Origin of the sequence: Blautia sp. OM06-15AC (assembly GCF_003481425.1) — a bacterium.
GTDB classification, from domain to species: Bacteria; Bacillota; Clostridia; order Lachnospirales; family Lachnospiraceae; genus Fusicatenibacter; species Fusicatenibacter saccharivorans.
This window is the reverse complement of record NZ_QULD01000005.1, coordinates 110,928-137,115: the sequence shown is the minus strand read 5'-3', so window position 1 is coordinate 137,115 and position 26,188 is coordinate 110,928. Positions and strand designations below refer to the sequence as shown.

Sequence of the window (26,188 nt, the reverse complement as noted above, 5' to 3'; positions counted from 1 at the left end):
TGCTCCCTTCTTTCTACTGTTTTTCTATTCTCGGCAGTAAAATGCGAATTTCACTATATCCCGGCTGACTTGTAATTTTTAATTCATACGCCTCCCCATAAAATTCACGGATACGTTCCTTCACATTCTGTATTCCGATATGTTCTCCTTCTTCTTCAATTGACTCATTCCGATTAATTTTATCAAGAATTTCTTTCTTAAATCCTAAACCATTATCTTCGATCAGAATCAGCAGATCATGCTCGCCTTCTCTTTTTACTGTCAGCTCGATTTCCAGATGCGGAACCAGCATAATATTATGTTTTACACTGTTTCCAACAAAAGTCTGAATCACCAGTGGAAGAATCATTTCATCCTCCATTTCCGGTTCTACGTTTACCTGAATTTCCAGCATATCTTTATAACGGCAGTGCTGAATTTCAACATAGCTTATCAGACATCGAAGTTCTTCTTTCAATGGTACAAAGGTTCCTTTCTGCCCCATCAGATAACGGAAATATGCAGCTGATACCCGGCAGAGTTTCTGAATTTCTTCAAAATCCTGAATCTGTGCCATTCCATGAATCAGATTTAAAATATTGGTATAAAAATGCGGCTGAATCTGCACCTGCAGGAAACGGCTTCGCGCCCTCTGCCGCTCCAGCTCTTTTTCATAAACATCAATTCTTAAAATCTGAATCTGATCTGCCATATGATTAAAGGTCTGATAGAGCTGTCCGATCTGAGATACATTTTCCCGCTCCGGCAGACGTACGTCCAAATCCCCGGTACTGTACTGCTCCATGGCTCTTCGAAGCTGTTCTAATGGCGCAAAGACTGTTTTTCCCTGCAGACCAATTGCCATCAGAATGCTGGCAATTGCAAGCATCATGACTCCCATTAGCAGAAGCGTTCCGAACGTTCCTCCCGGGTCCAGCATTCCTTCATCCATACTGACATAAATCTGTGCATTTGTATATTTCAGTGGATAAACACAAGTTGTACTAATTCCGCTTTTTCTTGTCCCCTGGTGTATTTTTACTTCTCCTGTCTCATTATCCCGCACTTCTACGCAAAGATCTTTTCGTTCTCCGACAAAACCAGATACAATTCTTTCCAAAGAAAATGCAGCTCCAATGTATCCATTTTCAGCCGAATAAATACGCGCCAGGTACTGATGTCCATCAAATTCCATAAAAATCCAGTTTTTCTCTGGTTCCTGATATTGGTTCGCGATATAAGAAATGATTTTCTCTTTAAACGCTCTCTGATAGGCATAAGTTGTCCCTTCCTCTGTGCTTACAAAATAAATATTTCGTTCCGGCACATAGACAAACAGCATCATTTCCCTTCCATACCGTTCTCCCATTTCGATCATGATTTTCTGCTGCTGTACTTTAGCAGTTTCCACCGTTAGCGGATCTTTCGAAATACACAGCTGCTGATAATATGGTGTTGAATCCGTTCCGCTCATCAGCAGAAGCGCTTTTGAAGTTGATGCAAATTTATCCTCCCAGAACTGGCCGTAGCTCTCTATCGTATTAGAAAATAGCCTCTCCGTCTTTCTTCTGTCTCTCTGAATCAGAAAAATACTTACAAGCTCAATAATGAGGACAGCTAAAATCATAACTGTCCCCATGATCCAGAGTGACTTGTAAATAACTGACTTGTCCTCTGTTTTTTTCATTTTCTTTTCCTCATGCAATCTTCTTTAACAAATCACCAGTTCACCATCAAACGCCTGCAGCGTGCAGGTATCTTCCATCTTTTTCTCCTGCAGCACCCCATATCCATTCTCTGGAAGCTCTATTTTCTGCTCCTTTCCCGTCAGATTCACATAAAAATACTGGTTTTCCGCTATTTTTCTTCCAATTACTCCCTGCGGTGTAACCACGGACTGCATACTTTTTTCCCTGCAGCATTCATCAAGAACCTCGCCTAAAAGTTCCGGCTCTGTTTCACAAAACAAATAATACGCCGCTCCTTTTCCATACCGATTTCTGGTTATAGCTGGAATCTGATGTGTCTCCTCACGCTGCAGGACTTCTGCATCTGTTGCTTCGATCTGCTCATAATAATCCACATCAATCCATTTTTCTCTCACTTTCAGAAGTTCTCTTCCGTTTGCCGGATTTCTGCGAAGCTTCTGCTCTTCTTTTTCAGAAACTTCCATACCTGCGGTTCTCTGATATCCAACAATTTCTATTCCAAATACATCAGTCAGGTTTCCTGGTCTCGACGTGTCAAATACCTGACCGGTTTCTTTTACCCATGCAGAATACCCTGTCATAATTGCCGTACCGCCATTTTTTACAAATTCCCGCACCGTGTTTTCCTGCTCGTGATCCATTACAATTTCACCCGGAATAATCAGAATCTGATATTGTTCTGTCATTTGATGCAAATCTACAACATTATAATCCAGGTTTCTCTCTTCCAGAATCCGATGCGCGATGGCAAGGTTGTTGCTGTATGGCATTCGATACTGCATTTTTGCATACGCAGCCATAAGCTCACTGTCATAACTGTAAGAAACAGCAATCTCTGGCTGCGGCAGATATGGAAATCCGTATTTTTCCAGCTTCCGAAAATCCGATGCAATCCACTGGTATTCCCGATAATTTTCATTCGGTCTTCCATCATGATTCAGCATACCGGTCAGATATTGTTCTTCGCCATTCAGCATGCTTCGCCAGGTCCATCCCAGCATCATCTGCATCCGATGCAGCAGACACCAGAACGCATACATTCTGTTCATCCCCATTGCCGCATGATGAATCCCGAAACCACCTGTCACAAATTCAATGCACCACATTGGTTTTCCAGTTTCAGCAATCCGTTTCATGTACCAGGAACCCGTTTTCCAGAATTCCATACTCTCCCTGTCTCCATAGCCAGGATAAAAACCGATGCCAGGATAGTCAACAAATCCAGATGCTGCCTTCAAATAATCAAATCCAAGCGTCTCATATTCTGCAAAATGGTTCGATGTATGAGCCTTTCCCGGCGCATTTTGTTCTACCGTTTCTGCCAGTTCTGTAATAAAATCTGCGATACCATCGGAAAAGAAGCGCCGCATATCCAGCCATGCCTCCGGTGCCCCGATTTCGTATTCATTTACCTGCATTGCAACGTCTTCGAAAGATGAAAGCTTTCGGCTCCAGCGCTGGGTTGCCCAGGCATGATTTAGTGCTTTTATTGTTTTATATTTCTTTTCCAGCCATTTCTGAAATCTCTTCTTCGACGCTTCAGAATAGGATGGATAGCCTGCTCCCAGCTCATTGCACAGTCCAAACGCAAACAGCGCCGGATGATTTTTATAACGGGAAACGATTTTTTTAGCAAACCGCAGTGCATACTTCTGATACTCTGGATCAGAAACATCGTCCATATATCGGCGCAGCGGTGCCTGTGGAGCTCCATTTTTTCCTCCTACATTGCATCCCGGGCAAAGTTTATGAACCCAGATCGGTGCCGGATGCATCGACACATCCAGTATTACATCCAATTTGTATTTTACGCATAACTCCATAACCTGATCAAACCATTCGAAGGTATAAACGCCATCCTCCGGCTCATAGCTGTCCCAGCACAGATGTCCCAGCCGTACTGTATCAAATCCAGCCTCTTTCATCAATTGAAAATCCTTTTCCCACCGCTCCTTCGGCCAATCATGCGGATGATAATTTGTCCCGATATATAAACTCATTTTATTCACTCCGTTTCTGTTTTTTCTTACCTCCATTTTGCAGCAAAATCATTAAAATTCCTATGACAATTACGACGTAAAATATAATTTTATCGAGTTTTTCCTGTTTTTCCATTTTTTCTTAGTCAATTATATTCTAAAGTTGTCTATTTTTCCACTCTTTCTCTGCTTTTTCTTTTTCGAATGCCCAACATCTTACTATGCTGGACAAATCTATTATAAAAGCAGAATTATCTTTATGAGGATTTGTTTTCCGCTAAAATAGGATAACAGCAAAAAAATCCACAGAGCCCTTATCCCCCTGTGGATTTTTCTATTTCTATTCTATTTTCTTCTCCACCCGGTACTTCTTCGGCGATATTCCATAGCGCTCTTTAAAAATCCGATGAAAATAACTCATGTTCTCGTACCCGACCCGCTCGCCGATGTCTGCCACGGAAAGTCCTGTCGTTTCCAGCAGATACGCGGCCTGGGTGAGGCGTTTGTTCTGGACAAGTTCAGTGTAGTTTTTCCCGGTCAGGCGGCGGATCATGCGGCTTAAGGTGTAAAAATCGTAGTGCAGTTCTTCCGCCAGTTCCGAAAGGCTGCCCTCCCGGTAATGTTCCTCGATATAGCGGTATACGCCGAGCAGCATCTCCTGTTCAAAATACTGCTCTCCCACCTGCACGCGTTCGGTGTAGTTCATGAGTTGCAGGAATAAAAGGCCCATCGTAATCTGATTGATGCTCCGCTTATTGCTCTGGTGATGTAAGAGCGTCCAGACGAGATTTTCGATCAGATTCTGCACCGGAAGGACATCCGCGATTCTGTAATGCAAATAACAGAGCGGTACCTCCCCGCTTTTCAGACAGCCGACGATAAAATCCTTTAACTGATTCTCCTCTGCCCCGATCATTCGCAGCGTCTGGTCAAAAAACTCCGGCAGAATCAGAAAGTTGACCGCGATATCGTCACGCCCTGCCGGTTCAATTTCCTGCACTGCATTCTGATTCAGAATCAGCAGCTCACCCGTTTTCAGCTCGATCCGGTCCCCGTTGATGGTGTGCACGGTGCTTCCCTGGCACATGTAGATCATCTCGACATAATTGTGGCTGTGCGCCGGAAAACGAATAAACCGCGTGTGCGGCCGAATATCAATCAATTTTCCCCTCTCCAGCAGCTTTCCCGCATCCATCACAAACTTCTGCCCGCTCGAATACCGCTCCTTTTCCACTTCCGTCTTGCCGTCCAGAATTGCCTGTTCCTCCTCGGTGATCCTGGACAGGTCTGCTATAATTTCCTGTTTCACGATGATTCCTCACATTTTTTCGTTTTTTCTGTCTTCTATTATATTCCATTCTGATACAGATAAGCAATGCACTTTTTATCCCCTGCCATGAAAAAAGACTCCGATGGATTTTCACTCCGTCAGAGCCTTGTCACTCTTTTTTCTTATTCTTTTACAGCTCCCAGCATAATACCGTTGATAAAGTATTTCTGCAGGAACGGATATACCACCAGCATTGGGATCATCGCGATGAATACCTTTGCCGCATCCAAAGACTGATTGGACAGCTTGTCCATTTTTTCGATCTGATCCATCGAAAGATTTGTCGTCTGGATATTAACGACCATCTGCTTAATATAAGTCTGTAACGGATAATGCTGCTCGCCACTTGAAAGTACCAGCCCCTGAAAATATTCATTCCAGTAACCGACACTGGTAAAGAGAATTAGCGTCGCAAAAATCGGAATTGCACACGGAACAACAATACGGAACAAAACTGTCCAGACACCGGCACCGTCAATTTCTGCTGCTTCCATCAGTTCTTTTGGCAGGCTTCGATAAAAGTTAATCAACAAAATCAGATTAAAAACCGGAAGGCCTCCACAGAGAATCAGACCGATCATACTGTCGATCATACCGTAATTTACCATCGTAATATACCATGGAATCGTTCCACCGTTGAACAGCATGCAAAAAATAACGATCCACATAATCACATTTTTCGGATGATACTCATTTGCTGATTTAGACAACGGATAGGCAAAGATAGCAAGCACTACAATGGTAAAGACTGTTCCAAAAATCGTCCGCTCTGCAGAAATCAGGAAGGAACGAAAAAATTGCGTGTCTCCCATGATCTGCTGATAGGAAGCCAGGGAGAATCCAACCGGATAAAAACTTACCTTGCCCGAATTTGCCGCGGCCTTGTCGGAAACAGAAAGACAGAGTGTATACCACAGGGGATACAGACAGCTTAAGGAGAGCAGACTCATTAAAATGATGTTAAACACATTAAATATTTTACTTCCAAGACTTTTGCTTTGAATCATGATTTTGTCCCTCCTTAGAAAATCTTATAGTCTGCGGCTTTATATGCAATGATGTAGGAAATGACAATCAGGGTAAAGCTGATGACCGACTTAAACAGGCCTGCTGCTGTTGCCAGCGAGAACTGTACATTTAAAAGACCCATGCGGTAAACCCATGTATCAAGGATATCTCCTGTGGAGTAAACCAACGGACTGTACAGGTTGAATATCTGATCGAAGCCTGCGTTTAGTACATTTCCAAGTCCGAGAATACTTAATACAACGATCGTACTTGCAATACCTGGAATAGTGATATTCCATACCGCTTTCCAACGACTGCAGCCGTCAATTGCCGCTGCCTCATAGAGTTCCGGGCTGATCCCGGTGAGAGCTGCTAAATAAATAACGGCATTAAATCCAAACTCTTTCCATACATCCGAACCGATGACTAACTGGCGAAAGCAGCTCTCCTCTGAGAACCATATCTTTCCCCGGATTCCAAATACACCAAGGATGGAATTGATAACACCTTTATAGCCGAACATTTCCAGCAGAACACTTGCCAGAATAACCCAGGAAAGAAAGTGCGGCAGATAAACAATTGTCTGTACTGCTTTTTTAAATTTCACCTGACGGATTTCATTTAATAAAAGTGCAAATGCCAGTGGCACAATAATATTTAGAATCAATTTGGCAACTGCGATAACCAGCGTATTAAAAATGACTCGTTTACAGTCACTCATGGAAAATAAATATGTAAAATTTTCCATTCCTACAAAGTCTGAATGCCACAGTCCGGACATCGGACTGTAATCCTCAAATGCAATGACAATTCCGAACATTGGAACAATATTAAAGAAGAACAGCCAGACCATTCCTATCAGAATCATAATATGATAGTTCCAGATGGTTCTGGAATTTCTTGTTTTTTTCAGAACTCCCTTTTTCTTTGACGCAGAAGCTGCTTTCATACAGATCCTCCCTCCTGTCATTTCCGTATTTTCCTTTTGTTTCCGATGGACAGAACGTATTCTGTGAAAAAGGGGAAAGCTGACTGCTCTCCCCTTTTCGCAAAGCAGGTGATCTTTCAGTATCTGAAAATCACATTGAAACGGTCTGCCTTTTTCCTGTTTTAGTATTCTTCTACTTCTTCCAGAATTGTATCGCCGCCTTCAGACTTCCAGTTCTTCACGAACTCATCGTATGCGCTGATATCCGATTTTCCGGTGATGACTTTCATAACCATCTCATTTTCCATGGACTGCAGGTTTGCCCATTTTTTCTCCATGGTAGCTGTCTGGCTGAAGATGCAGCTTCTGACTTTGTTGTTTACTTCTGTCGTAGCGTACGGACGGTCGCCGACCAGCAGAGAATACATTCTCTGGAAGTTACCGAAGTTTTCAGTGCTGAAATCTTCGATAGAGAGCTGTTTGTCTTTTTCGTATCCAGGAACGGTATCCTTAATAACCGAAACATCGTTTGCCAGCAGTTTGTATGCACTGGATACACCTGCATAATCTTCCGGCTTGGTTTCGCCGTTTAATACTTTGATCAGTTCATGATAAGTGTATTCACACTCATCAGCCGGAGCCATCAGTGTTCTGACTGGCCAGAAGCTGAGCGGCTGCTCGGAAACATCAAATTTGCTCTCATCTCTCAACAGAACGTTGGCCATGATGATAACTGCTTTGGCAACATCTTCGGAAACATTTTTGTTGATGACACAGTAACCTGTTGTTGCAGATCCAAGTCTTACATTCCATTCACCGTCATCGGTGTAGATCGGATAGGTCTGCCAGTTTGCATCCGGCTCGTTACGGTATGCATCACCGATTCCATAACCGGAAACCCACCATGCGCCGAAGAACATACCAACTTTTCCGGCATTGATCTGCTCGATTGTGGAATCTCTTGTTCCCATCTCAGGATCAATATAGCCTTTTGCGTACCAGTCCGCCAGACGCTCCAGTGTACTTCTGGTTGCATCGGAGTCGGTTCCATATGTTACGTTTCCGTCATCATCTTTCAGGAACAGTCCCGGATATGCGCCGTTTGCGGTAAATACTGCGTCAAATCCGCCTGTTGTTGTGCCGGTATCCAGAAAACTGGTATAGCATTTTGTATTTTTATCCGGACCAGCCAGCGGAATGGTATCTTCGCCTGCCGGTTTTTTCTCCGCAAATACTTTGGCAATATTTTCTACATCGTCCAGAGTTTTCGGTGCATCGAGACCATACTCATCGAGCCAGTCCTGACGAACGTTTAATACCTGAACGCTTCCTGTTTCTACCTCAACTGCCGGGATTGCATACTGTCTGCCGTCCACGCTCGCTTCTGCGATAGCCTGTCCATCGGTCGAATCCATAACTTCTTTTACCTGATCAGACTGTACTTTCTGGAACAGATCGGTCAGATCGTATAACTGACCTGCTTTTGCGGCTTTCAGCATATACTCTCTCGATACCGTCATCGCATCCGGAAGGGTATTGCTTGCGATACAGAGCGCTACTTTCTGTGTGTAATCATTTCCAGATGCTGCGGTCCAGTCTACAACGACTTTGATGTTGAAGTTTTCCAGAAGATAGTCGGTGTACTGGTTATTATCCACGCTTAGTCCGTCCGGCAGAGTATCGGTTGCGCTGACACCCTGTCCTACGTGTACCTCGACAACTTCCGGAAATTTTTTGAACGCCAGATCCTCTCCCTCTTCCTCAGAAGAATTATCAGCCGTTCCGGAAGATGCTGTGCTCTCAGATGATGCTTTACTGTCCGATGTGCCTCCTGTGCTGCCGCCGCTGCTTCCACATCCGACCAGCATGCCTGCGGTCATCGCTGCTGTGAGTAAGATTGCAACAAGTTTTTTCCTTTTCATGTGTTTTCCCCTTTCCTCGTTCGTCATTTTGTTTCTTTCGTTTTCTTATAAGTCTATTTTATGATATATTTTGACGAATTAAAACAGCCTTGTGTTCTATTTTTTACGAACATTTATACAAAACCAGGATCCATTTCATCCAAAAAGCAGACATTTGTTCTCTGTCCTTCAAACAAATGTCTGCTTTTTCGTTCCCACACTCCGGCATTCTGCTAAAACTCCTGCCGTTTTAACTGTTTTTTATATTCGGCAAAGCCAATACCCATACTCTGCTGAAACAGTTTTACAAAATATTTTTCATCATGATACCCGACAGCATCCGCCATCTGTTCTGCCGAAATCTGCGGATTTTCCCGCAGCAGACGGCAGGCCAGCGCAATCCGTTCTTTTCGGATATAACTGTTGACCGAATAGCCTGTGCATTTCTTGAAACAGACGGAAAAATAACTTCTCGACATTCCAACAGCATCTGCAATCTGCTCCGCTTTCACTTCAGAATCCACCAGATGATCTTCGATAAAAAGTACCGCTTTTAAAATCAATATCTCCGTAACAGCCTGTCCTTCTCCGTTCTGTACCCGCTGCCACAGATCCTGTCGTATTTTTTCTGTCAGTTTTTCCGGCTCCTGCAGATTTTCATATTCCTGCTCCTCCATGAAAATGCCAAAGGCATTCTGAATTTCCTGCAGCGTCTGCATTGTGTACCGGTATTCCTGTTTCTGACTGGTCGGAATTGCCTTCCTGAGATTACAGAGTTTCTGTGTTTCCTCTATATTATAAATCCAGGTCAGCGAAGCCGTCTCCTCCCAGAGTTTTCTCCACTGTTCCTTCTCTTCCTGATCTGCCACAGTCTCTGTCTTTTTCCGATTTATTCTTCCCCCCGTCTGCATCTGCTGCTCTTTTTCTTTCCGTTTTCGAATATGCTCCGCCGCACGCAGGAACACCTCACCGCATTCTTCCGGTTCAAGCTGAAGCTTCGAAATATAATCAATTACCCCGAGCCGCAATGCTTTCTGCACATACGTAAAATCCTCATGTGCGGAAAGCACAATATAGTCCATGGAAATTTCCCGCGCCCTGCACTCGCAGATAAACTCCAACCCGGAGAGCACCGGCATCGTCAGATCCACCACAGCCAGATCCACCGGATGTGTTTCAATAAACTGCAGTGCTAACGCTCCGTTCGCCACATCTCCGGCGACCTCCATTCCGTATTTTTCCCACGGAATCAGTGAAATCAGTCCCTTTCTTGCCAGCTTATCATCGTCAATCACCAATACCTGATACATTTGTTCCACCCCATTTTATCTTTTTCTCTTTTCCTTCTCGTAGTTCTTTTTTTATGCCGGAAGCACCGGAAAATGCAGGGTAACCTCCGTTCCTTTTCCCAGTTCACTCTCTATTTTGATCTCTGCTTCTTCTCCATAGAATGATTTCAGTGTCATCTGCACATAACGCAGACCGATCTCCTTTCGTTCGTCTTTTGCATTCTGCTCCATCTTCTCCGATATTTCAAAGCCCTTTCCATCGTCCCGGATTCGAATGGTAATTATCCCATCCTGTTCCGACGCTTCTACCCACAGGGTTCCAAATTCGTCCATATTATGGCAGACCGCATTTTCTGCAATCGGCTGTAGCAGAAAGCGGGCACACCGCGTATTCAGGTACTCTCCCTCCGCAATATCAAATTCACTGGAAAAATCATGCGTCATCTGCTGCAGTTCCAGATAATACTGCAGGTATTTCAATTCGGTACGCAGTGTCGTGTTCTGCTCCGCCTTCCCGAGGGAATAACTCAAAATAAAGCCGAGATGCTTCACGTAATCATCGATCTCTTTCTGATGATTTGTCAGCGCCATCCAATGAATAGAATTCAGCGCATTCATCAGAAAATGCGGATTGATCTGATACATCAGCTTTTCCAGCTCCAGATCCGCTTTTTCTTTTTCCTTCCGCTGCTCACTCTCAATCAGCTCCTGAATCTGCGCTTTCATCTGATTGAACGTTGCAAAAAGCTGATTGTATTCCGCAAGCTGAACCGGTGTCTCTGCCTCAGAAAAATCTCCTTTTCCAAAATGACGCATTTCTTTTTCCAGTACTTTGATCGGATGCGATACCAGCCAGATCTGTGAAATTGCGACTACGGCAAGAATGGCCAGTGAAATAAAAATCACGCTTCCTGTCAGCAGGGTCCATTGATAAATTTCGCTCTGGTATTCATAAGTTGGAAGCAGCAAAACCGTATAAAATCCATAGATATTCTTTTTGGCAACTCCCTCATATCCGTTCTGCTCTATTCTGCCATCCTCATCCAGTTCAAGGATATCTCCTTTTGCAAATGCTTTCTCGCTGGAATACTCTACTTTCTTTTCCGGATTCAGCTGCAGCAGCACATATGGTATTTTTTCTAATTCGGAACGTTTCTGCAGCATCAGTGCTTCATCTGATTTTGCTTCTAAATAAATCCAGGCATCTGTGCCATCTGAAAATGATGTTCTGCGTCCCATTGAAACAACATTATCATTTCTCACACTGTTGTAGCTTTGATGAATGGAATGATATGTAACTTCTCCCGTATCAACCAGCTTCGACAGTGTTTCCGGCTGGAATGTCTCCTTCTTTGTGCTGTACGTGGAAAACAGAACCTCCGGTGTCATTTCCCGGCTCTCCCCCTGAATCAGATAAGCGCCCAGCATAACATCTTCCATCTCCCAGGTTGCGACATTCAGGGTCTGATAAAAATCCTGATACTCCAGAATTTTATCATACTGCTCTTCTGCCGTTCGATAAGCATCATATTTTTCCCCGACCAGTCCATTCGATGCCATCGTCTGTGACAGACGCAGCAGCACATTGTACTCTGACTCAAAGCCCTGATTCACTTCCTCCAGTGTTGCTTTCAGCGATGTTTCCATTTTAGATTCCCGCATGGCTTTCATGGAAATCCGCGTGACAAAAATAATCAGCAGAAGACAGAGCAGACTGCTGCATGCAAATACCATTAAAACAATTTTCTTCAGGGAATATTCTTTTCTCTTTTTTGGCTTCCCCATTTTTTCTCCATCCCCCATCTGCACATTCGTTTTTAAACATTTTCTGCAAAATGAAACCTCATTAACACCATTTTAACAACCAATTGCTGTTCCGTCCAGTCACAAGTTGCTCTGATTTTCTCTTTTTTATGGTCTGTGTTTTTCAGAAATCATGTTTTACACTTTACAAACTTGTCTTCCTAAAGTATACTTGAAGCAGTTGATTTTTCATTATTTCAAGGAGGTTTTTCCATGGAACAGCAGACCTACACCATTCGTGAAATGTCCGAGCGTTTTGGACTTCCGGCCTCTACGCTTCGTTATTATGAGGAGATCGGGCTTTTGACAGATGTCATTCATACCGAAAGCAAGAAACGAATTTACACCCAGCAGCACATTAACTGCATGACCGCAATTCTCTGCTTCAAGCGCACCGGTCTTCCGATTGCGGGGATTCAGGAGTTTTTCCGGCTTGAGGATGATATCCCGGGAAATATTGACCAGATGGTTGCCATTCTCGAGGAACATGAGCAGAATACACGCGAGAAAATCGAGCGCATGGAATCTGATCTCGAGCATATTCAGCAGAAAGTGCGGTATTACAGCGCGGTTCGCGATGCGATTAAAAATGGGGATGAAATGCCGTCGTGGGATTCCTGCGGCTGTGAGGAGAAGGCGCAGTAGATATCTCTCCAGGCTTTTCCGCCGCAGACACACACAAGTTTCAAAAGAGCAGGTAAGAAAAGGGACCAACATCCACTTTTCTTACCTGCTCTTCTTATTTTTTCTATCACCTTTTCCCTTCATACCCGGAATTTTTTCTGCATTTCCCGCATAAAATCTTTTCCGCGGAAAAAAAACAGCCCGATCAGATACAGCACACTAAGGCCCACGCAGATCACGGACGGCCAGGTAATGCGGACAGTTCCCGTCAGCCACAAAATCGCCGGAACGATTCCTGCTGCTCCGGACTGCATCAGATAAAAAAGATATTCACTGACCTCCATTTTGTACGCTCTTGCCAGAATCTGCATCGTCGCGCCATTCATAAGAACGGCGAGCGGAATTGCGAAATCGACAGACCAGCCGATCCAGCCCGTCGCATAATCCCACAGAATCGCACCGATCATAATAAAGATCAATTGCCACATACTGTTTTTGAGTGGATTTTTCCGTTTCTGATATCCCACCCGGATCAGAAGCCAGGCGCAGAACACACCCGCTGTCGCATAACCTGCCCACCACATCTGCGGCGTTGCAAGGAAATTCATCATCCAGCAGAGTACGACAGCCGCGATGCAGGTGAAAGAAAAAATTTTCAATCCCAGTTTGGCCGTCCCGTGCGGCTGTTCTTTCTGTCCCGGAAAATCATTTTCCTCCTGTTCACAGGCGATGCCCTCTTTCTGCAGCAGATGCATCAGGTTCCGTTCAATATTGGAATCAGCGATTTTAGATGTGATTCCAAGCACCATGCTGTCACCGTAGGAACAGGAACACATCTGTACTTTGTCGGTGCTGGTGAAAAATCCGAACCGCTCAATATATGTTTCATACTCCGGCGGCATCTGAATCCGGCCGATATTGGAATAGACGGTCGTAATGCTTCGTCCGCCGAGCGTCGTGCCCGCCATCAGCGCCAGATTTTTGATTTCCAGCGGCACGGCGCGCAGCACCGGATTCCGCTCAATCCGCACCAGATCGTTCATACGTGTGGAAATCTCCTGCTTCAGCGCCTCTTTCTGCATCGCGGCTCCCGTGATCTGCAGGGCATCCTCAAACGATGCCTCCGGCCCAAGATCACAGGCAATCTCGATCCAGCTCCAGAAATTCGTCATCGATGCGGATGGGAAAAAGTTACGCAAGTTGGCTGGAACCATCAGAGAAACCGGCTTTTTCAGCCTGCTTTTCGGGATTTCTTCATATACCGCATATACCAGCGCCGCCGCAAGGTACGCCGTCACCGACACGCCATGTGCTTTTGCGCACTTATGAACTGCTTCCGCGGAAAGCAGAATCTCAGTAATTTCCATCTCCTCCTGCTCCAGATACTCGCCTTTGATCTGGTATGCCGGGCGGCTTTTTTCTTTTTCATTTTTCTTTCCGGTGTAATACTGGGAAAAGCTGTCCTCCTCGAAATCTGTCTCTGTCAGCATGTCTTCGCTGACCTTTGAAAAGATTTCCTCGGGATGACACAAGATCAGATAATTGCTCACCAGTTCTTTCAGAAACAGCATCGCACCGGTGCCGTCTGTCAGGGCATGGAATACTTCGAAATTGATTCGGGTTTTATAGTAAGAAACCTGGAAAAGAAGCGTTTTGTGGTCGGGTACGTAAATCTCACTGCACGGCGGACGCTTTTCCTCTTCTACTTTTGCTGGCAGATCGCGCTGCTCCAGATAAAACCAGAAAAGACCTTTCCGCAGTACCATGGAAAACACCGGATAATGCTCCATTGTCTGCTCCAGCGCTTTCTGCAGCAGATCCGCCTGGATGTCCTCTTTCAGCTGGCAGTAAAACCGGAAGACTCTCGTATCCTTTTTTCCGGTGGCCGCCGGAAATGCCTGTGCCGCGTTGTCCAGCTTTCTCCAGCGCGAAGAATGTTCTTTCTTCATTTTCTATGCCTCCTTACGCCTTCCCGTGTGTCAATTGTTTCTTCACTGCTGCTATGTTTTCCAGTTCTTCGTCTGCATTTTTCTGCTGTTTTTCTTTCCTTAAAAATGCATTCATATACTGAAAACTTTCCTGCACATATAGGTGTTCAATGCCAAGCGCAAAATAGCCGTGCAATGCGCCCTTGATCCGATGATGTTCAACCAGATTGCCAGCCCTTTTCAGCTTTTTCGCATAATCCTCGCCCTCATCGCGCAGCGGATCGTACTGCGCCGTCAGTACCAGCGTGTCCGGCAGTCCCTGCAGATTTTCTGCCAGTACCGGTGCAAAGTACGGATTTTTGCGGTCTTCTTCGGTCCGCTGATACAGAATTACATAATCTTCCATTTTGACACTGGTCAGAAGGTATCCGGTTCCATTGGTTTTCACGGATTTGTACGGTGATTTCTCTGTGTAACAGGAATTCACCGCCGGATAAATCAAAATCTGTTTCCCCGGCAGCAGTTCTTTTTTGTCCCTCGCCATCAGGCAGACCGCAGCCGCAAGATTTCCTCCTGCGCTGTCGCCCATGATCGTGACATTTTCCGGCGTTACCTCCGGCAGAATCTCCCCGCGCAGCATTGCCTGGGCGGCGGCGTAGCAGTCTTCTAAGCCTGTCGGGAAACGATGCTCCGGTGCAAGACGGTATTCTACCGATACAACAATCTGCCCCGTCGACTGCGCCATGCGTGCGCAGACACGGTCGTATGTCTCCACACTCTCGGTTGTCCAGCCGCCGCCATGGAAGAACAGAATCGCTTCTTTTGCACCATGCTCCTCCATTTTTTCATCCGGGAAGAACAGCCGAATCGGAACCTTGTAGTCCCCATTATATATTTCCATATCCAATTTTCGCAGAAAAATACGGATCGGATCCAGCTTCTTGATATCGGCAAGCCGACGGGCGGATTCTACTTCAATTCCGCCGTAGGACAATACATTTAAAATGGCTTTGACTGCTTTTTTCATTCACTCTCTCCTCTGTTGCTATTTTTCTGCTTCTGTTTTTCGTCTAGTTGCAATGTACTGCTTCAAAAATTCATACATCTGCTCATCGGTCGGTGGGCAGCCTTTCAGATTGTATTTAAACCCTGAAGTACAACTTCCCACACCAAGCGCCCCGCTCTTTCCCCGGTATCCCTGCCCGATGCAGATTTTTTCGTGGAGTTCCGGTAGCAGTCCTTCCTCCCTCAGCCGGTCGAGCGCCGGGATCAGATAGCCGTAGCAGGCACTGCAGGACTCAACTTCCTCTACGGCATCCTGCAGTTCCACGATCTTCCGTTTTTCCGGAATCACTCTTTTTTCACCAATTTCGCCAATTTTTCGGATTGAAAGCCGTGTGAGATCAGCGCTGCCCACGCCCAACTCTTCTGCCATTTTGACATACGGGACATCTTCTGGCTTATAATGCAGTTCCGCGCAGACATATGCATCAATCAACACCGGATCTAACCCAGCGAAAAGGCGATTCATAATAAACGGATTACCGCCATCCTCAAAGTCAAGGTCTCCGCAGATATTATCCACCAAAATAAAATCCTGATGAATCCCAAGCCCCAGATGCGCAATTGGCCGATGAAGTCCCATGGCATGAAAATGACGTTTTTCTTTATTCGGCAAGAGACCTTTCATGTTTTTCAGTGCGCAGGTAATTTTAGTCTGGCAATGGCCTTTCATGACCGGGACATTGATCATAAAATCCACCTTTTTCGCACATTCGCAAATCTGAAGTTCCATATCACCACACTGCACCGGCATGCTTTTTTCCTTCTGCGCATCGATAAGCGGAACGCTGTACTGTTCCGAAAGCATACGGTATCCACAGACCTCAAACGATTCCTCTGTCTTATCCCCGACCCAGGAACCTTCCATGATTTGAAGGTTAGTAAATCCATTTTCCTGAAGATATTCGATGATCCCCGCAACCACCTCCGGATGTGTCGTCCCTCCAAACTCCGCCGGGACAGGTGCTACCAGATTTGGCTTAATACCGATGAGACTGACCTTCGAAGGAATGAGCGTAGCTAAGGCACATTTGTTCAAAAGCTGTTTTGTCATTTCTTTATATTCCATTCCCTGTATCTGGATAATTTCGTTTTTATTCATTTAGTATTGCGGCCCCTTTATTCTGATTTGATTTTTTCTGACATTCGATATTCTTTAGTATATAATAGTTACTGCTTTCTTTCAACTCATCCAAAAACAAAATCATTTCCTGTGAACTGTAACCATTCCCGTCAGCTCCAGCTTCATAGAAAATTAAGCACTGTATGCTTGTAAGATTTCCAATCGCATTGTATAATAAATGGAAAACGGTACACAGAAAAAGTACCTCATCAGAAAGGAACTGTCATGAGTTTTGAAGATGATTTAAAGGATGTCGGCGACAGTATTGGAAAGCTTGTGGATAACGCTGTAAATTCTCAGGATTTTCAGGAATTAAACCGGAAGATTTCAGACACCATCAACCAGTTTGTCTACCCAAACCGGAAGGGACCATTCCGTGCAAATGGCACACAGGAGCCGTCCCGCGGCTATTCCGCAGATACTTCCTACAGCAGCCAGCATTCTTCCCATAATAATACAGCGCAGCAGACCGGACCGCATCACTATTCCTACGGGCCGGGAGGCACGATGCCGGGTAAGAGCGCGAACCCGGTTCCCAAACCTTCCCATACCTGGCAGACCCCCCAGAATACGGAATGGAACAGCCGCATACAAGAACGCCGTGTACTGCGCGAGCGCTTTATGCCATCCACCGATCTTGCACTTGTCGGCGGATTTCAGACGGCCGCCGGCTGGGGTGTCACCGGACTGTTCGGCTGCTGCACAGCGCTTAGTCTGTATTCCTTATTTGCAGGTCCAGACAACAGCGCGCTGATTCCTTCTCTTATTTTTGCCGCATTTACCATCGGCGGCGGCATTCTTCTGAAAAAGGGAAGTAAAAACCGGCGTCTGGTCCGCCATTTCCGCCAGATCTGTACGCTGATCGGCACAAAGGAATATATTTCCACGAAAGAACTCTGCGACAGTATGCACTGTGAGAAAGGTGAGCTTCTGACCGATATTACGACCATGATTGATAAATCCATGCTGCGCCAGGGCCACCTCGACGAGAATGGTACCTGTCTGATGGTGACAAATGACTGCTACGACCAGTACCGCGCAATGCTCGCCAGCCAGAGGGAACAGCAGATTGCTGAGCAGAAAGCACGTGAACAGCTGGAGGCCTCCGGTGTAACGCCGGAATACCAGCAGATGCTGGAAGAATGTGAATCTTATATTCAGAAGATCCATCAGTGCAACCTGGATCTGCCGGGTGAAGTCATCACAGCCAAGCTGAGCCGTCTCGAAACGGTTGTTACCCGGATTCTCGAGGAGGCAAAAAAGCGCCCAAAAGAAGCCGCCGCCCTGCGGAAATTTATGGATTACTATATGCCGACAACCTGGAAGCTGCTCGACGCTTACCGTTCCTTTGAGAACGAACCAATTCAAAGCGACAATATCCTCCGAACCAAGAAGGAAATCGAGGACACACTGGATACCATCAATGCCGCATTCGAAAAGCTGCTTGATGATCTGTTCCAGACAACGGCATGGGATATTTCTTCTGATATCTCTGTTCTGCAGACGATGCTGGCGCAGGAGGGACTGACAAATCAGGCAGGTCCGTCAAAGCAGGATATTGAGCCGCTTCACATGTAACTATTCAAAGCTATACAATGGAAATCAAATCACCGGTTACGTTTCCGTACCGAAGAAAAGGAGAATAGAAAACATGAATAATTTTGTAAAGGACACCACTGAAATTCCAAGCTTAAGTTTCGGCGCTCCGGAGCCGGAACCGGAACTTCCGGTACAGCAGCCGGAAGAAAAGAAAGAGGTCATGGATGATTCTGTTCTGTCCGACGAACAGAAAGCCATGGTGGATGCCTTTGTTTCCCAGATTGATCTTGCCAATACAAACGGCATTCTGCAGTACGGTGCCGGTGCACAGAAGAAAATGGCAGACTTTTCCGAGAAAACGCTGGAGAACGTCAGAAGCAAAGATCTCGGGGAAATCGGCGATCTGCTCACCTCTGTTGTGACAGAGCTGAAAACGTTTGACGCAGAAGAAGAAAAGGGACCATTCTCTTTCTTTAAGAAAAGCACGAACAAAATCAATGCAATGAAAGCGAAGTATGACAAGGCAGAGGTGAATGTCAATAAAATCTGTGACGTGCTCGACGGCCACCAGCGGCAGCTTCTGAAAGACATTGCCATTCTGGATCAGATGTATGCACAGAACCTGAATTATTTTAAAGAGCTGACCATGTACATTCTCGCTGGAAAGAAAAAGCTGGAGCTGGTACGTTCCACAGAACTCCGTGATCTGCAGAATAAAGCGCAGATGACCGGAAAGGCCGAAGATGCACAGGCTGCCAAGGATCTCGAAGATCTCTGCAACCGATTTGAGAAGAAACTGTATGATCTGGAACTGACCCGTATGGTTTCGATCCAGACAGCGCCGCAGATCCGCATGCTTCAGAACAGCGATTCTGTAATGGCCGAAAAGATCCAATCCACACTCGTCAACACCATTCCGCTCTGGAAAAACCAGATGATCATTGCACTCGGCGTTCATCACTCGACTGAGGCTGCCAAAGCACAGCGCCAGGTTTCGGATATGACAAATGAGCTTCTGAAAAAGAATGCGGAGAATCTGAAGATGGCAACGATCGAGACTGCAAAAGAATCTGAGCGCGGTATCATCGATATGGAAACCTTAAAACAGACGAACCAGAGCCTGATCTCTACCCTCGATGAAGTGATGAAGATTCAGGAGGACGGCCGCCAGAAACGTGCCGCCGCTGAAGTTGAGCTGGTACAGCTCGAAAATGATATTAAGAAAAAAATGCTGGAGCTTTCTGCAGGCGGACAGCACTGATACTTTTTGTATCCTATATAAAAAAAAACGGAGAAGCCGCTTTTTCTGTGGTTTCTCCGTTTTTTACGTCCTGTCTTACCCTTATCTCGGGCGTTCTGCCTTTTCATTCTTTCTTCGGTATTCCGTGAAATAAAATTCAATATCAAAGCAGGTCTGCTCATCGCCCTCTTCTACCATCTCCCAATCCGGTGATTCGTCAAGATCCTCAAAGAAGGTATCCGCCTGATACGTCATGTCAATTCGTGTGACGTATGCCGTATCACAGTATGGGAGAAGCTGACGGTAAATTTCTCCGCCGCCCGCAACATAAATATCGTCGTCCTCATACGGCTTTAATACTTCCATCAGCTCTTTGATACTGTGGACAACGGTTGCGCCGCGGACAGTCCATTCCGGATCACGGCTTAAAATAATATTCGTTCTGCCTTTTAAGGGCTGCCCTGCCGGTAGTGTAGCAAGTGTCTTTCTTCCCATCACGACAACGTGTCCCATCGTAGTTTCACGGAAGAATCGCAGATCAGACGGAATACTTACCAGCAGCCGTCCCTGATATCCCAGACCCCATTTGCGGTCCGCACTTAAAATTGCTTTCATTTTGTTTCCTCTTTCTGTGTTATTTTCTCATCCATACTGCCGGAACGGAACCCTTCCAGATCCATCGTCAGGTAAGAAAAGCCGAGCTTTTTCAGATATGCAATCATTTCTTCTCTCTTCTCAAGCACTTCCCCCATACGCTCCGGTGAGATTTCAAGACGCACCACATCGCCATGTACACGCAGACGGAGATTCTCTTCCGCACCGAACAGCGTATGAAGCCATGCTTCGCCGTCCGCAATCCGATCCAGAACGTCATAGTTAATTTCTGCCCCGTAGGGAAGGCGTGTCGCCATACATGGAGTGGATGGACGGTGTGCTACGGAAACGCCGTACTTTGCAGCAAGTGCTTTTACCTCTGTTTTTGTCACATGACACGCTGCAAGCGGGCTGATGACACCATATTCTCTCAGCGCTTTTCGCCCCGGCCGGTAGACATGAAGGTCATCCTCATTTGTTCCGTCGAGTACCTGGGTGACACCGTGATCGCGGGCAAATTCCAGAAGTTTCCCAAATAGATAGTGCTTACAGAGATAGCAGCGGTTTTCCGGATTGTAACGGATTGCCTCCTGCTCCAGCTCATCAACAAAAAGGACCTCATGAACAGCGCCAACCTCCTTTGCTACTCTTGTCGCTGTCTCCAGGTCGCAGGGCGGATGCAGCCGTGTCTGAAAGGTTACTGCATAAACCTTTGTTCCATATTTTGCAGATGCATCCATGACAAGCTTCAGCAGCAGACTGCTGTCCACACCGCCGGAGAATGCCAGACAGAGATCCTGTTTTGCAATCTCGTCAAGTTGGGTAAGCAATGCTTTTTCCTTATTCTGCATATCTGTTTTCTGTTCTGTCCGGTTCTTTTTCTTTTCCTGTAATTCCATCGTATCTGTCTTCCTTTCCTGTAAAATGGCCGATGTCTTCTTATCAGAAAATCCATCGGCGGCACTGCTGCCCCGATGGATTTTCTCATACAGGTATTCCTGTTCTATTTTTTATCGATATGTCGGATCGCTTCCGAAAGCACCGCCTGTCCAGGTATAACGGGTCGGGTTTGTCAGCGGATAATCCAGATTGTCGCCAATGCGGACCGTTGTTCCGCTGCTGACGTTATCATAAATCCATTTTGCATCGATTGCAGTCAGTCTGACACAACCATGTGACATCGGTGATCCCAGGGAATTGAAGTCTACGGCAGAGATCATATTCAGATCCGGTGTGCTGCTTGCTACGCCATGGAAGTAAACAGCGTCATAAATCTGTGATACATATGGTGCCCAGCACACATAATCTTCACCTCTCATTTGCTTCTTTTTCAACTGCCAGCCGATTTTATATGTTCCTGCTGCAGTGTAACTGATTGGATTTCCTACGGAGCAGATCATTGATTTGATCGGGGTATCGTAAGAACCGGTTGCACTGTTATAGCCGTAAATGGTGACACGTCCGCGGGTTCTGTCTACTGTGATGTATTTGGATGACGGATTGAAGATGCTTGTCACATCCTCCATCAAAGAACCGTCTGCTTTGCGGTAACGGCGGTATTTTCCGATGTACTCCCATCCTTCCGTGATTCTGCGTCCGGAAGCATCGAATTTGTACTGTTTTCCATTGATCGTAGCGGTGCAGTTCTGATATCTTCCGCCCCAGCTGCGGAAATAATACTGAGAACCGTTCAGTGTCAGCCACTGATCATGGTACATGCCGCCCCAGCTCTTGAAGTAGTACCAGTTCTTATCATGAAGAATCCACTCGTCATGTGCCATGCCGCCCCAGCTCTTCATGTAATAATAGTTACCGTCATGGTAAACCCAGCCGGTCAGCATTTTTCCATCTTTATCCAGATAATAATAATTTTTATCATAGAGGAACCAGCCTTTTTGCGTCCGTTTGGTTCCATCTGCATTAAACCAGTACCAGGTATCGCCGGACTTGCCCCATTCGTTTTTATACATACCACCCCAGCTCTTGAAGTAGTATTTTCCATCGAGCCATTCATTGGCAAGCATGGTTCCATCGGATTTCAGATAATACTTATTTCCTTTGTAGGTCAGCCAGCCGCTGGTATATTTCTTTCCATTTCCGTCAAAATAATACCATACATTGTTGACTTTTGCCCATGCGTTTTTGTAGGCCGCACCCCAGCTGCGGAAGTAATAGGTGTTATCCAGCCACTCATTAAAAGCCATTTTTCCATCGGCTTTCAGATAATAGCTGTTTCCATTGTAATCCAGCCAGGAATTCGTCAGCAGTTTTCCGCCGTCTGCAGTTGCCCAGTACCAGATTGTCTGCGTGCTGGTTTTAATTTTTTTCCATCCTGTTGTCGTCGAAACGGCTCCGTCAGCACCAACGTAATAATAATTTCCATTATAGCTTCCAACATCGTTGACACACATGCCGCCCCAGCTCTTGAAGAGATACATGGTTCCGTTCACATTCAGCGCGTTGTCTTCCATATGACCGTCTTCATGGAGATAATATTTATTTCCATCGTAATTGAACCAGCCTGTCCGTACGCCGCCCCAGCTGCAGAAGCTGTACCATTTTCCATCAATCTGTGCCCAGCCGGATTTATTTTTCTGATTACCGGTTTCCATCTCGAAACTTCCATCTTTCAAATTTCCGTTTGCATCAAAGGAAGCTGGTTTCATATAGTAGATTGCTGTATCTACCTTTTGCCATCCTGAAAGAAGTTCCCCTGTTTCCGCATCCACTAAGTACCAGTTAGAGCCAACCGTCAACCAGCTTACCGTACGATCTCCCTGCTGATACGCATTGTGATTTCCAAGAGATACAGTGCTGTCTTCTGCATTCAGATAATAGGTATGCGTTACATTGTTTTCATCAACAACAGTCTGGAAACCTGCCTCTTTTACGCGGGTTCCATCATTGCCAAACAGATATGTTACATCTCCTACTTTCTGAGTTGTGCTCCAGACTGCATAGCCTTCTTCATCGGCATAGTAATCATCCACACTGCCATCCTCAAATTTGATGGTAACAAGTTCATTTTTTTTCAGTTCCGGTGCAAATACTTTTCCTTCACAAATACCCTGCTGTCTCGAACCAAGTTCATCTTTTGCAGGATCTTCCCCTTCTGTCTCAAAGTAGTAGATTCCGGTTTTTCCATCTTCATCCGTCAGCTCTACTTCACCGGTCAGCATATAGCCATTTTCGTCAAACGCATAATCGACGCCGTCGATTTCTATTGGTCCGGTAGCAGCTACCACCTTATTATTCTCATCCAGAACTCCGTACTGAAACTGTTTCTTTCCATCTTTTTCAACGCTGTTCCAGCCTTCCTTCAGATTACTTACTTCCGGAGCCGGAGTTGCGCTCGGCGTCGGTGTCTCGGAAGGGGTCTCAGTTGGTGTTACGGTTGGTGTTGCGGTCGGTGCCTCGGTTGGAGCCGGAGTCTCACTCGGTGTAACCTCTGGGGTCTCAGTTGGCGCCGGAGTCGGAGTCGTTTCTTCGTCTTCGGCCTGAGCTACAGTATCACTTTCCGAATTTACCGGTAATGGACTGGTTTCTGTAGAAGCTGCATATGCACCGGCTGGTGTAACACTTACCATGACGCCAAGTACGGCTGCGGCCAGAAACTTTCTTTTCATTCTTATTCATCCTCCCATTTTTTTACTCTTATACAATTTATAGCTTACTACATTTTTCCATCTATTTCAAGTTATCCGCCGGTAAAATACCTTACAAATTTCTTATGGTTTTTTCCTGTTTTTCGGGCAGAAAAAACCTCCTGACCCCGGTTTTCTGACCGGAAACAGAAGGCTTTTTACTGTTCTTTTATTCGTTTACCGTGGTAGATCCATAGATCTCTGTCTGAAGTCTCGAGATGGTTGCTGCGAAGTCCGGAACAAGCATCTCACCCTTGCTGGAGTACAAGTCGTCGTACGGTACACGGCTCTGTACAATCTCGTAGGACAGAATTGTCGGCAGCTCTCCGATCAATGTCATCAATGTAGACTGATCAATGTTATGGGTAACACTTGGAAGAATGGTATCCGCCAGTGCACTCAGTTCTGTTACGCTTGACGATTTCATTTTCTGCATCATCTTGCTTAAAACCTCTCGCTGACGCTCCGTTCTCTGATAATCAGAATTTCCAACGTAACGGATTCTTGCATATGCAACTGCCTGATAGCCATCCACATGCTGCTCTCCGCCTGCTGTATACTGATGGGCGGAAGCATCCACATTACGGAGTCTGCACATTTCATCAACATATTGGTTCGCTACACGGATTTCATCATCGCTCGGCGAAAGCTCGATTCCGCCGATGGCATCGATAATGTCAATCATGGAATCGAAGTCAACACTTGCATAATTGTCAATCGGCAGTTTGTAGTTGTCCTCGATGGTTCGTACAACCAGCGGACCGCCGCCATATGCGCAGGCTGCATTCAGTTTTTTCACACCGACATCCGGGATATTTGCATACAGGTCACGCATAAAGGATGTCATGTGGATCTGTTTTGTATCTTTATTGATGGACATCAGAATCATGGAATCGGAGTTTCCATACCACGTTTTGTCACGACGGTCAACACCGATCAGCAGAATGTTGTACACGTTATTGTTGTTTGGAAGTTCAATGTCCTGTGTCTCATTTAAAATCTCAGACTGCAGGGCATCCGTCTCCTCATCAGTCAACCCGGTACTTTCTGTCTCAACCTCTGTGGATTTATTGATCGTGATTTTATCATCGCTTACGTAGTTACTCTTGCTGTAATAGTGATTGATTACAGCATAGACACCGACGAGCACAACCAGTACAACTACGAGAAGGATGGTGAGCACATTAACCCAGCCGAATTTCTTCTTTTTCTTTCCTGAGGAATGGCGTCTTTCCGGGATTTCATCCTCGTCATCATATTCTTTTCTCATAACGACCTCTTTCATTTTCTTATTTTCCGGTATTTTCCAGCCGGATATCGTTTATAATATAGTCAAAAAACGGACTGCTGTCAAGTGTGCAGTCCGTTTTGATTGATTTCCGTTTGCAGTTCTTTTTCCTACCGCTGCATTTTCTCCCACTGGTTCAGTGCAGCCTCAATGACTTTGTCCATATCGTAATACTTGTATTCTCCAAGTCTTCCGCCAAAGATAATCTTCTCTTCTTTTTCCGCAAGTGCGGCATATTTCTGATAAAGTTCCTGGTTTCTGGCATCATTCACCGGGTAGTACGGCTCCATCCCCTCTTTCCAGTCGGTGGAATACTCTCTGGAAATGACGGTCTTTTTCTGGGTTCCGAATTCGAAATGCTTGTGTTCGATCACACGCGTATACGGTGTCTCCCGATCGGTGTAGTTTACTACAGCTACGCCCTGATAATTGTCGGTATCCAGCACTTCTGTTTCAAAGCGCACCGTACGGTATTCCAGCTTGCCAAGTGCATAATCGTAAAACGCATCAATCGCTCCGGTGTAAATCACCGTCTCACCCATCGCCAGGTACTTTTCTTTATTTTCCAGAAAATCAACACCTATCTGTACATCCGCTTTTTCAAAAAGCCGCTCTGTCAGAACGTTATAGCCTCCAATCGGAATTCCCTGATAAAGGTCATTGAAATAGTTGTTGTCATACGTAAAGCGCACCGGAAGCCGTTTGATGATAAAGCTCGGCAGCTCACTGCAATCTCTTCCCCACTGCTTTTCTGTATAACCCTTAACCAGCTTTTCATAAATATCTTTTCCAACCAGTTTGATCGCCTGCTCTTCCAGATTTTTCGGCTCTCCCGGAACAGCTTTTCTCTGCTCTTCGATGATTGTTTTCGCCTCTTCCGGTGTGCGGATTCCCCACATTTTACTGAAGGTATTCATATTGAACGGCATATTATAAATTTCGCCTTTGTAGTTGGCAATCGGCGAGTTTGTATAACGGTTGAATTCTGCCAGCGAATTGACAAACTGCCACACCTCTTTATTCGAAGTATGGAAAATATGCGCTCCATACTTGTGTACATGAATTCCCTCGATTTCTTCGCAGTAAATATTTCCGCCTGTATGATCTCTTCGTTCCAGTACAAGACAGCTTTTCCCTGCCTGACCGGCAAGATAAGCAATCACTCCGGAATACAGACCGGCGCCAACCAGAACATAATCATATTTCTTCATTGTTCTTTC

19 protein-coding genes are annotated in these 26,188 nt (G+C 45.6%); 3 read left to right on the top strand and 16 right to left on the bottom strand.

Annotated elements, in window-relative coordinates:
- Positions 1-13: 13 nt before the first annotated feature.
- The 8 genes from DXB83_RS08735 to DXB83_RS08700 all read right to left on the bottom strand — a co-directional run bounded on the left by DXB83_RS08735 (position 14) and on the right by DXB83_RS08700 (position 11,908).
- Positions 14-1,666, bottom strand: coding sequence for a sensor histidine kinase (locus DXB83_RS08735; RefSeq protein ID WP_117509490.1), 1,653 nt, complete (start codon positions 1,664-1,666; stop codon positions 14-16).
- Positions 1,667-1,690: 24 nt separating this feature from the next.
- Positions 1,691-3,688 (bottom strand): beta-galactosidase, encoded by a 1,998-nt coding sequence (locus DXB83_RS08730; protein WP_158581064.1) that lies wholly within the window; start codon positions 3,686-3,688, stop codon positions 1,691-1,693.
- A gap of 319 nt (positions 3,689-4,007) precedes the next feature.
- Positions 4,008-4,976, bottom strand: coding sequence for an AraC family transcriptional regulator (locus DXB83_RS08725; RefSeq protein WP_022462067.1), 969 nt, complete (start codon positions 4,974-4,976; stop codon positions 4,008-4,010).
- A 143-nt stretch (positions 4,977-5,119) separates the two neighbouring features.
- Positions 5,120-6,004: a carbohydrate ABC transporter permease gene (locus tag DXB83_RS08720; protein WP_118697455.1), complete on the bottom strand. Its 885-nt coding sequence runs from the start codon at positions 6,002-6,004 to the stop codon at positions 5,120-5,122.
- A 14-nt stretch (positions 6,005-6,018) separates the two neighbouring features.
- On the bottom strand, positions 6,019-6,954 hold the full coding sequence (locus DXB83_RS08715) for an ABC transporter permease (RefSeq protein ID WP_118697454.1): 936 nt from the start codon (positions 6,952-6,954) through the stop codon (positions 6,019-6,021).
- Between the two features lie 161 nt (positions 6,955-7,115).
- Positions 7,116-8,855 carry an extracellular solute-binding protein gene (locus DXB83_RS08710; RefSeq protein ID WP_118697453.1) on the bottom strand — a complete coding sequence of 580 codons (1,740 nt, stop codon included), beginning with the start codon at positions 8,853-8,855 and terminating at the stop codon, positions 7,116-7,118.
- A gap of 212 nt (positions 8,856-9,067) precedes the next feature.
- Positions 9,068-10,144: a response regulator transcription factor gene (locus DXB83_RS16440; RefSeq protein ID WP_158581097.1), complete on the bottom strand. Its 1,077-nt coding sequence runs from the start codon at positions 10,142-10,144 to the stop codon at positions 9,068-9,070.
- A gap of 51 nt (positions 10,145-10,195) precedes the next feature.
- The gene (locus DXB83_RS08700) at positions 10,196-11,908 is read right to left on the bottom strand and encodes a sensor histidine kinase (protein WP_158581096.1); all 1,713 of its coding nucleotides are present in this window, start codon (positions 11,906-11,908) and stop codon (positions 10,196-10,198) included.
- 231 nt (positions 11,909-12,139) lie between these two features.
- Here DXB83_RS08700 and DXB83_RS08695 point away from each other — a divergent pair, with 231 nt between their 5' ends.
- The gene (locus DXB83_RS08695) at positions 12,140-12,571 is read left to right on the top strand and encodes a MerR family transcriptional regulator (protein ID WP_118659210.1); all 432 of its coding nucleotides are present in this window, start codon (positions 12,140-12,142) and stop codon (positions 12,569-12,571) included.
- Between the two features lie 119 nt (positions 12,572-12,690).
- On the opposite strand, the gene DXB83_RS08690 is transcribed toward DXB83_RS08695, so the two are convergent.
- Genes DXB83_RS08690 through DXB83_RS08680 form a run of 3 tightly spaced genes read right to left on the bottom strand, consistent with a single transcriptional unit; the run spans position 12,691 to position 16,642 of the window.
- Complete coding sequence (locus DXB83_RS08690; protein ID WP_055227317.1) at positions 12,691-14,499, bottom strand: DUF6320 domain-containing protein; 1,809 nt, start codon at positions 14,497-14,499, stop codon at positions 12,691-12,693.
- Between the two features lie 13 nt (positions 14,500-14,512).
- Positions 14,513-15,505, bottom strand: coding sequence for an alpha/beta hydrolase (locus DXB83_RS08685; protein ID WP_117761068.1), 993 nt, complete (start codon positions 15,503-15,505; stop codon positions 14,513-14,515).
- A gap of 18 nt (positions 15,506-15,523) precedes the next feature.
- Positions 15,524-16,642: a DUF362 domain-containing protein gene (locus DXB83_RS08680; protein WP_118697451.1), complete on the bottom strand. Its 1,119-nt coding sequence runs from the start codon at positions 16,640-16,642 to the stop codon at positions 15,524-15,526.
- A gap of 246 nt (positions 16,643-16,888) precedes the next feature.
- On the opposite strand from DXB83_RS08680, the gene DXB83_RS08675 reads away from it, so the two are divergent.
- Both DXB83_RS08675 and DXB83_RS08670 read left to right on the top strand, forming a co-directional pair.
- A complete protein-coding gene (locus DXB83_RS08675) occupies positions 16,889-18,241 on the top strand; it encodes a 5-bromo-4-chloroindolyl phosphate hydrolysis family protein (protein ID WP_055227323.1) in 1,353 nt (450 codons plus the stop codon).
- A 73-nt stretch (positions 18,242-18,314) separates the two neighbouring features.
- Positions 18,315-19,463, top strand: a complete 1,149-nt coding sequence (locus tag DXB83_RS08670) for a toxic anion resistance protein (protein ID WP_118697450.1) — start codon at positions 18,315-18,317, stop codon at positions 19,461-19,463.
- A gap of 81 nt (positions 19,464-19,544) precedes the next feature.
- On the opposite strand, the gene DXB83_RS08665 is transcribed toward DXB83_RS08670, so the two are convergent.
- From DXB83_RS08665 to glf, 5 genes are all read right to left on the bottom strand, one after another.
- The gene (locus tag DXB83_RS08665; protein ID WP_055218639.1) at positions 19,545-20,057 is read right to left on the bottom strand and encodes a dihydrofolate reductase; all 513 of its coding nucleotides are present in this window, start codon (positions 20,055-20,057) and stop codon (positions 19,545-19,547) included.
- Positions 20,054-20,935, bottom strand: coding sequence for an ATP-dependent sacrificial sulfur transferase LarE (gene larE, locus DXB83_RS08660; protein ID WP_330410110.1), 882 nt, complete (start codon positions 20,933-20,935; stop codon positions 20,054-20,056). Before larE ends, DXB83_RS08665 begins: the two co-directional genes overlap by 4 nt.
- A 111-nt stretch (positions 20,936-21,046) precedes the next feature.
- The gene (locus DXB83_RS08655) at positions 21,047-23,662 is read right to left on the bottom strand and encodes a L,D-transpeptidase family protein (protein WP_117761058.1); all 2,616 of its coding nucleotides are present in this window, start codon (positions 23,660-23,662) and stop codon (positions 21,047-21,049) included.
- A gap of 187 nt (positions 23,663-23,849) precedes the next feature.
- Positions 23,850-24,950 (bottom strand): LCP family protein, encoded by a 1,101-nt coding sequence (locus DXB83_RS08650; RefSeq protein ID WP_158565815.1) that lies wholly within the window; start codon positions 24,948-24,950, stop codon positions 23,850-23,852.
- 128 nt (positions 24,951-25,078) lie between these two features.
- Positions 25,079-26,179, bottom strand: coding sequence for a UDP-galactopyranose mutase (gene glf, locus DXB83_RS08645; protein ID WP_118659217.1), 1,101 nt, complete (start codon positions 26,177-26,179; stop codon positions 25,079-25,081).
- Between the last annotated feature and the right edge of the window lie 9 nt (positions 26,180-26,188).

Excerpts from the sequence above, each read along its gene's own strand:
- DXB83_RS08710 (WP_118697453.1), bottom strand. The coding sequence starts at position 8,855 with ATGAAAAGGAAAAAACTTGTTGCAATCTTACTCACAGCAGCGATGACC.
- DXB83_RS08700 (WP_158581096.1), bottom strand. The coding sequence starts at position 11,908 with ATGGGGAAGCCAAAAAAGAGAAAAGAATATTCCCTGAAGAAAATTGTT.
- DXB83_RS08675 (WP_055227323.1), top strand. The coding sequence starts at position 16,889 with ATGAGTTTTGAAGATGATTTAAAGGATGTCGGCGACAGTATTGGAAAG.
- DXB83_RS08650 (WP_158565815.1), bottom strand. The coding sequence starts at position 24,950 with ATGAGAAAAGAATATGATGACGAGGATGAAATCCCGGAAAGACGCCAT.
- DXB83_RS08735 (WP_117509490.1), bottom strand. The coding sequence starts at position 1,666 with ATGAAAAAAACAGAGGACAAGTCAGTTATTTACAAGTCACTCTGGATC.
- DXB83_RS08715 (WP_118697454.1), bottom strand. The coding sequence starts at position 6,954 with ATGAAAGCAGCTTCTGCGTCAAAGAAAAAGGGAGTTCTGAAAAAAACA.
- DXB83_RS08655 (WP_117761058.1), bottom strand. The coding sequence starts at position 23,662 with ATGAAAAGAAAGTTTCTGGCCGCAGCCGTACTTGGCGTCATGGTAAGT.
- DXB83_RS16440 (WP_158581097.1), bottom strand. The coding sequence starts at position 10,144 with ATGTATCAGGTATTGGTGATTGACGATGATAAGCTGGCAAGAAAGGGA.
- larE (WP_330410110.1), bottom strand. The coding sequence starts at position 20,935 with ATGGAATTACAGGAAAAGAAAAAGAACCGGACAGAACAGAAAACAGAT.
- DXB83_RS08685 (WP_117761068.1), bottom strand. The coding sequence starts at position 15,505 with ATGAAAAAAGCAGTCAAAGCCATTTTAAATGTATTGTCCTACGGCGGA.
- DXB83_RS08695 (WP_118659210.1), top strand. The coding sequence starts at position 12,140 with ATGGAACAGCAGACCTACACCATTCGTGAAATGTCCGAGCGTTTTGGA.
- DXB83_RS08690 (WP_055227317.1), bottom strand. The coding sequence starts at position 14,499 with ATGAAGAAAGAACATTCTTCGCGCTGGAGAAAGCTGGACAACGCGGCA.
- DXB83_RS08730 (WP_158581064.1), bottom strand. The coding sequence starts at position 3,688 with ATGAGTTTATATATCGGGACAAATTATCATCCGCATGATTGGCCGAAG.
- DXB83_RS08665 (WP_055218639.1), bottom strand. The coding sequence starts at position 20,057 with ATGAAAGCAATTTTAAGTGCGGACCGCAAATGGGGTCTGGGATATCAG.
- DXB83_RS08670 (WP_118697450.1), top strand. The coding sequence starts at position 18,315 with ATGAATAATTTTGTAAAGGACACCACTGAAATTCCAAGCTTAAGTTTC.
- DXB83_RS08680 (WP_118697451.1), bottom strand. The coding sequence starts at position 16,642 with ATGAATAAAAACGAAATTATCCAGATACAGGGAATGGAATATAAAGAA.
- glf (WP_118659217.1), bottom strand. The coding sequence starts at position 26,179 with ATGAAGAAATATGATTATGTTCTGGTTGGCGCCGGTCTGTATTCCGGA.
- DXB83_RS08720 (WP_118697455.1), bottom strand. The coding sequence starts at position 6,004 with ATGATTCAAAGCAAAAGTCTTGGAAGTAAAATATTTAATGTGTTTAAC.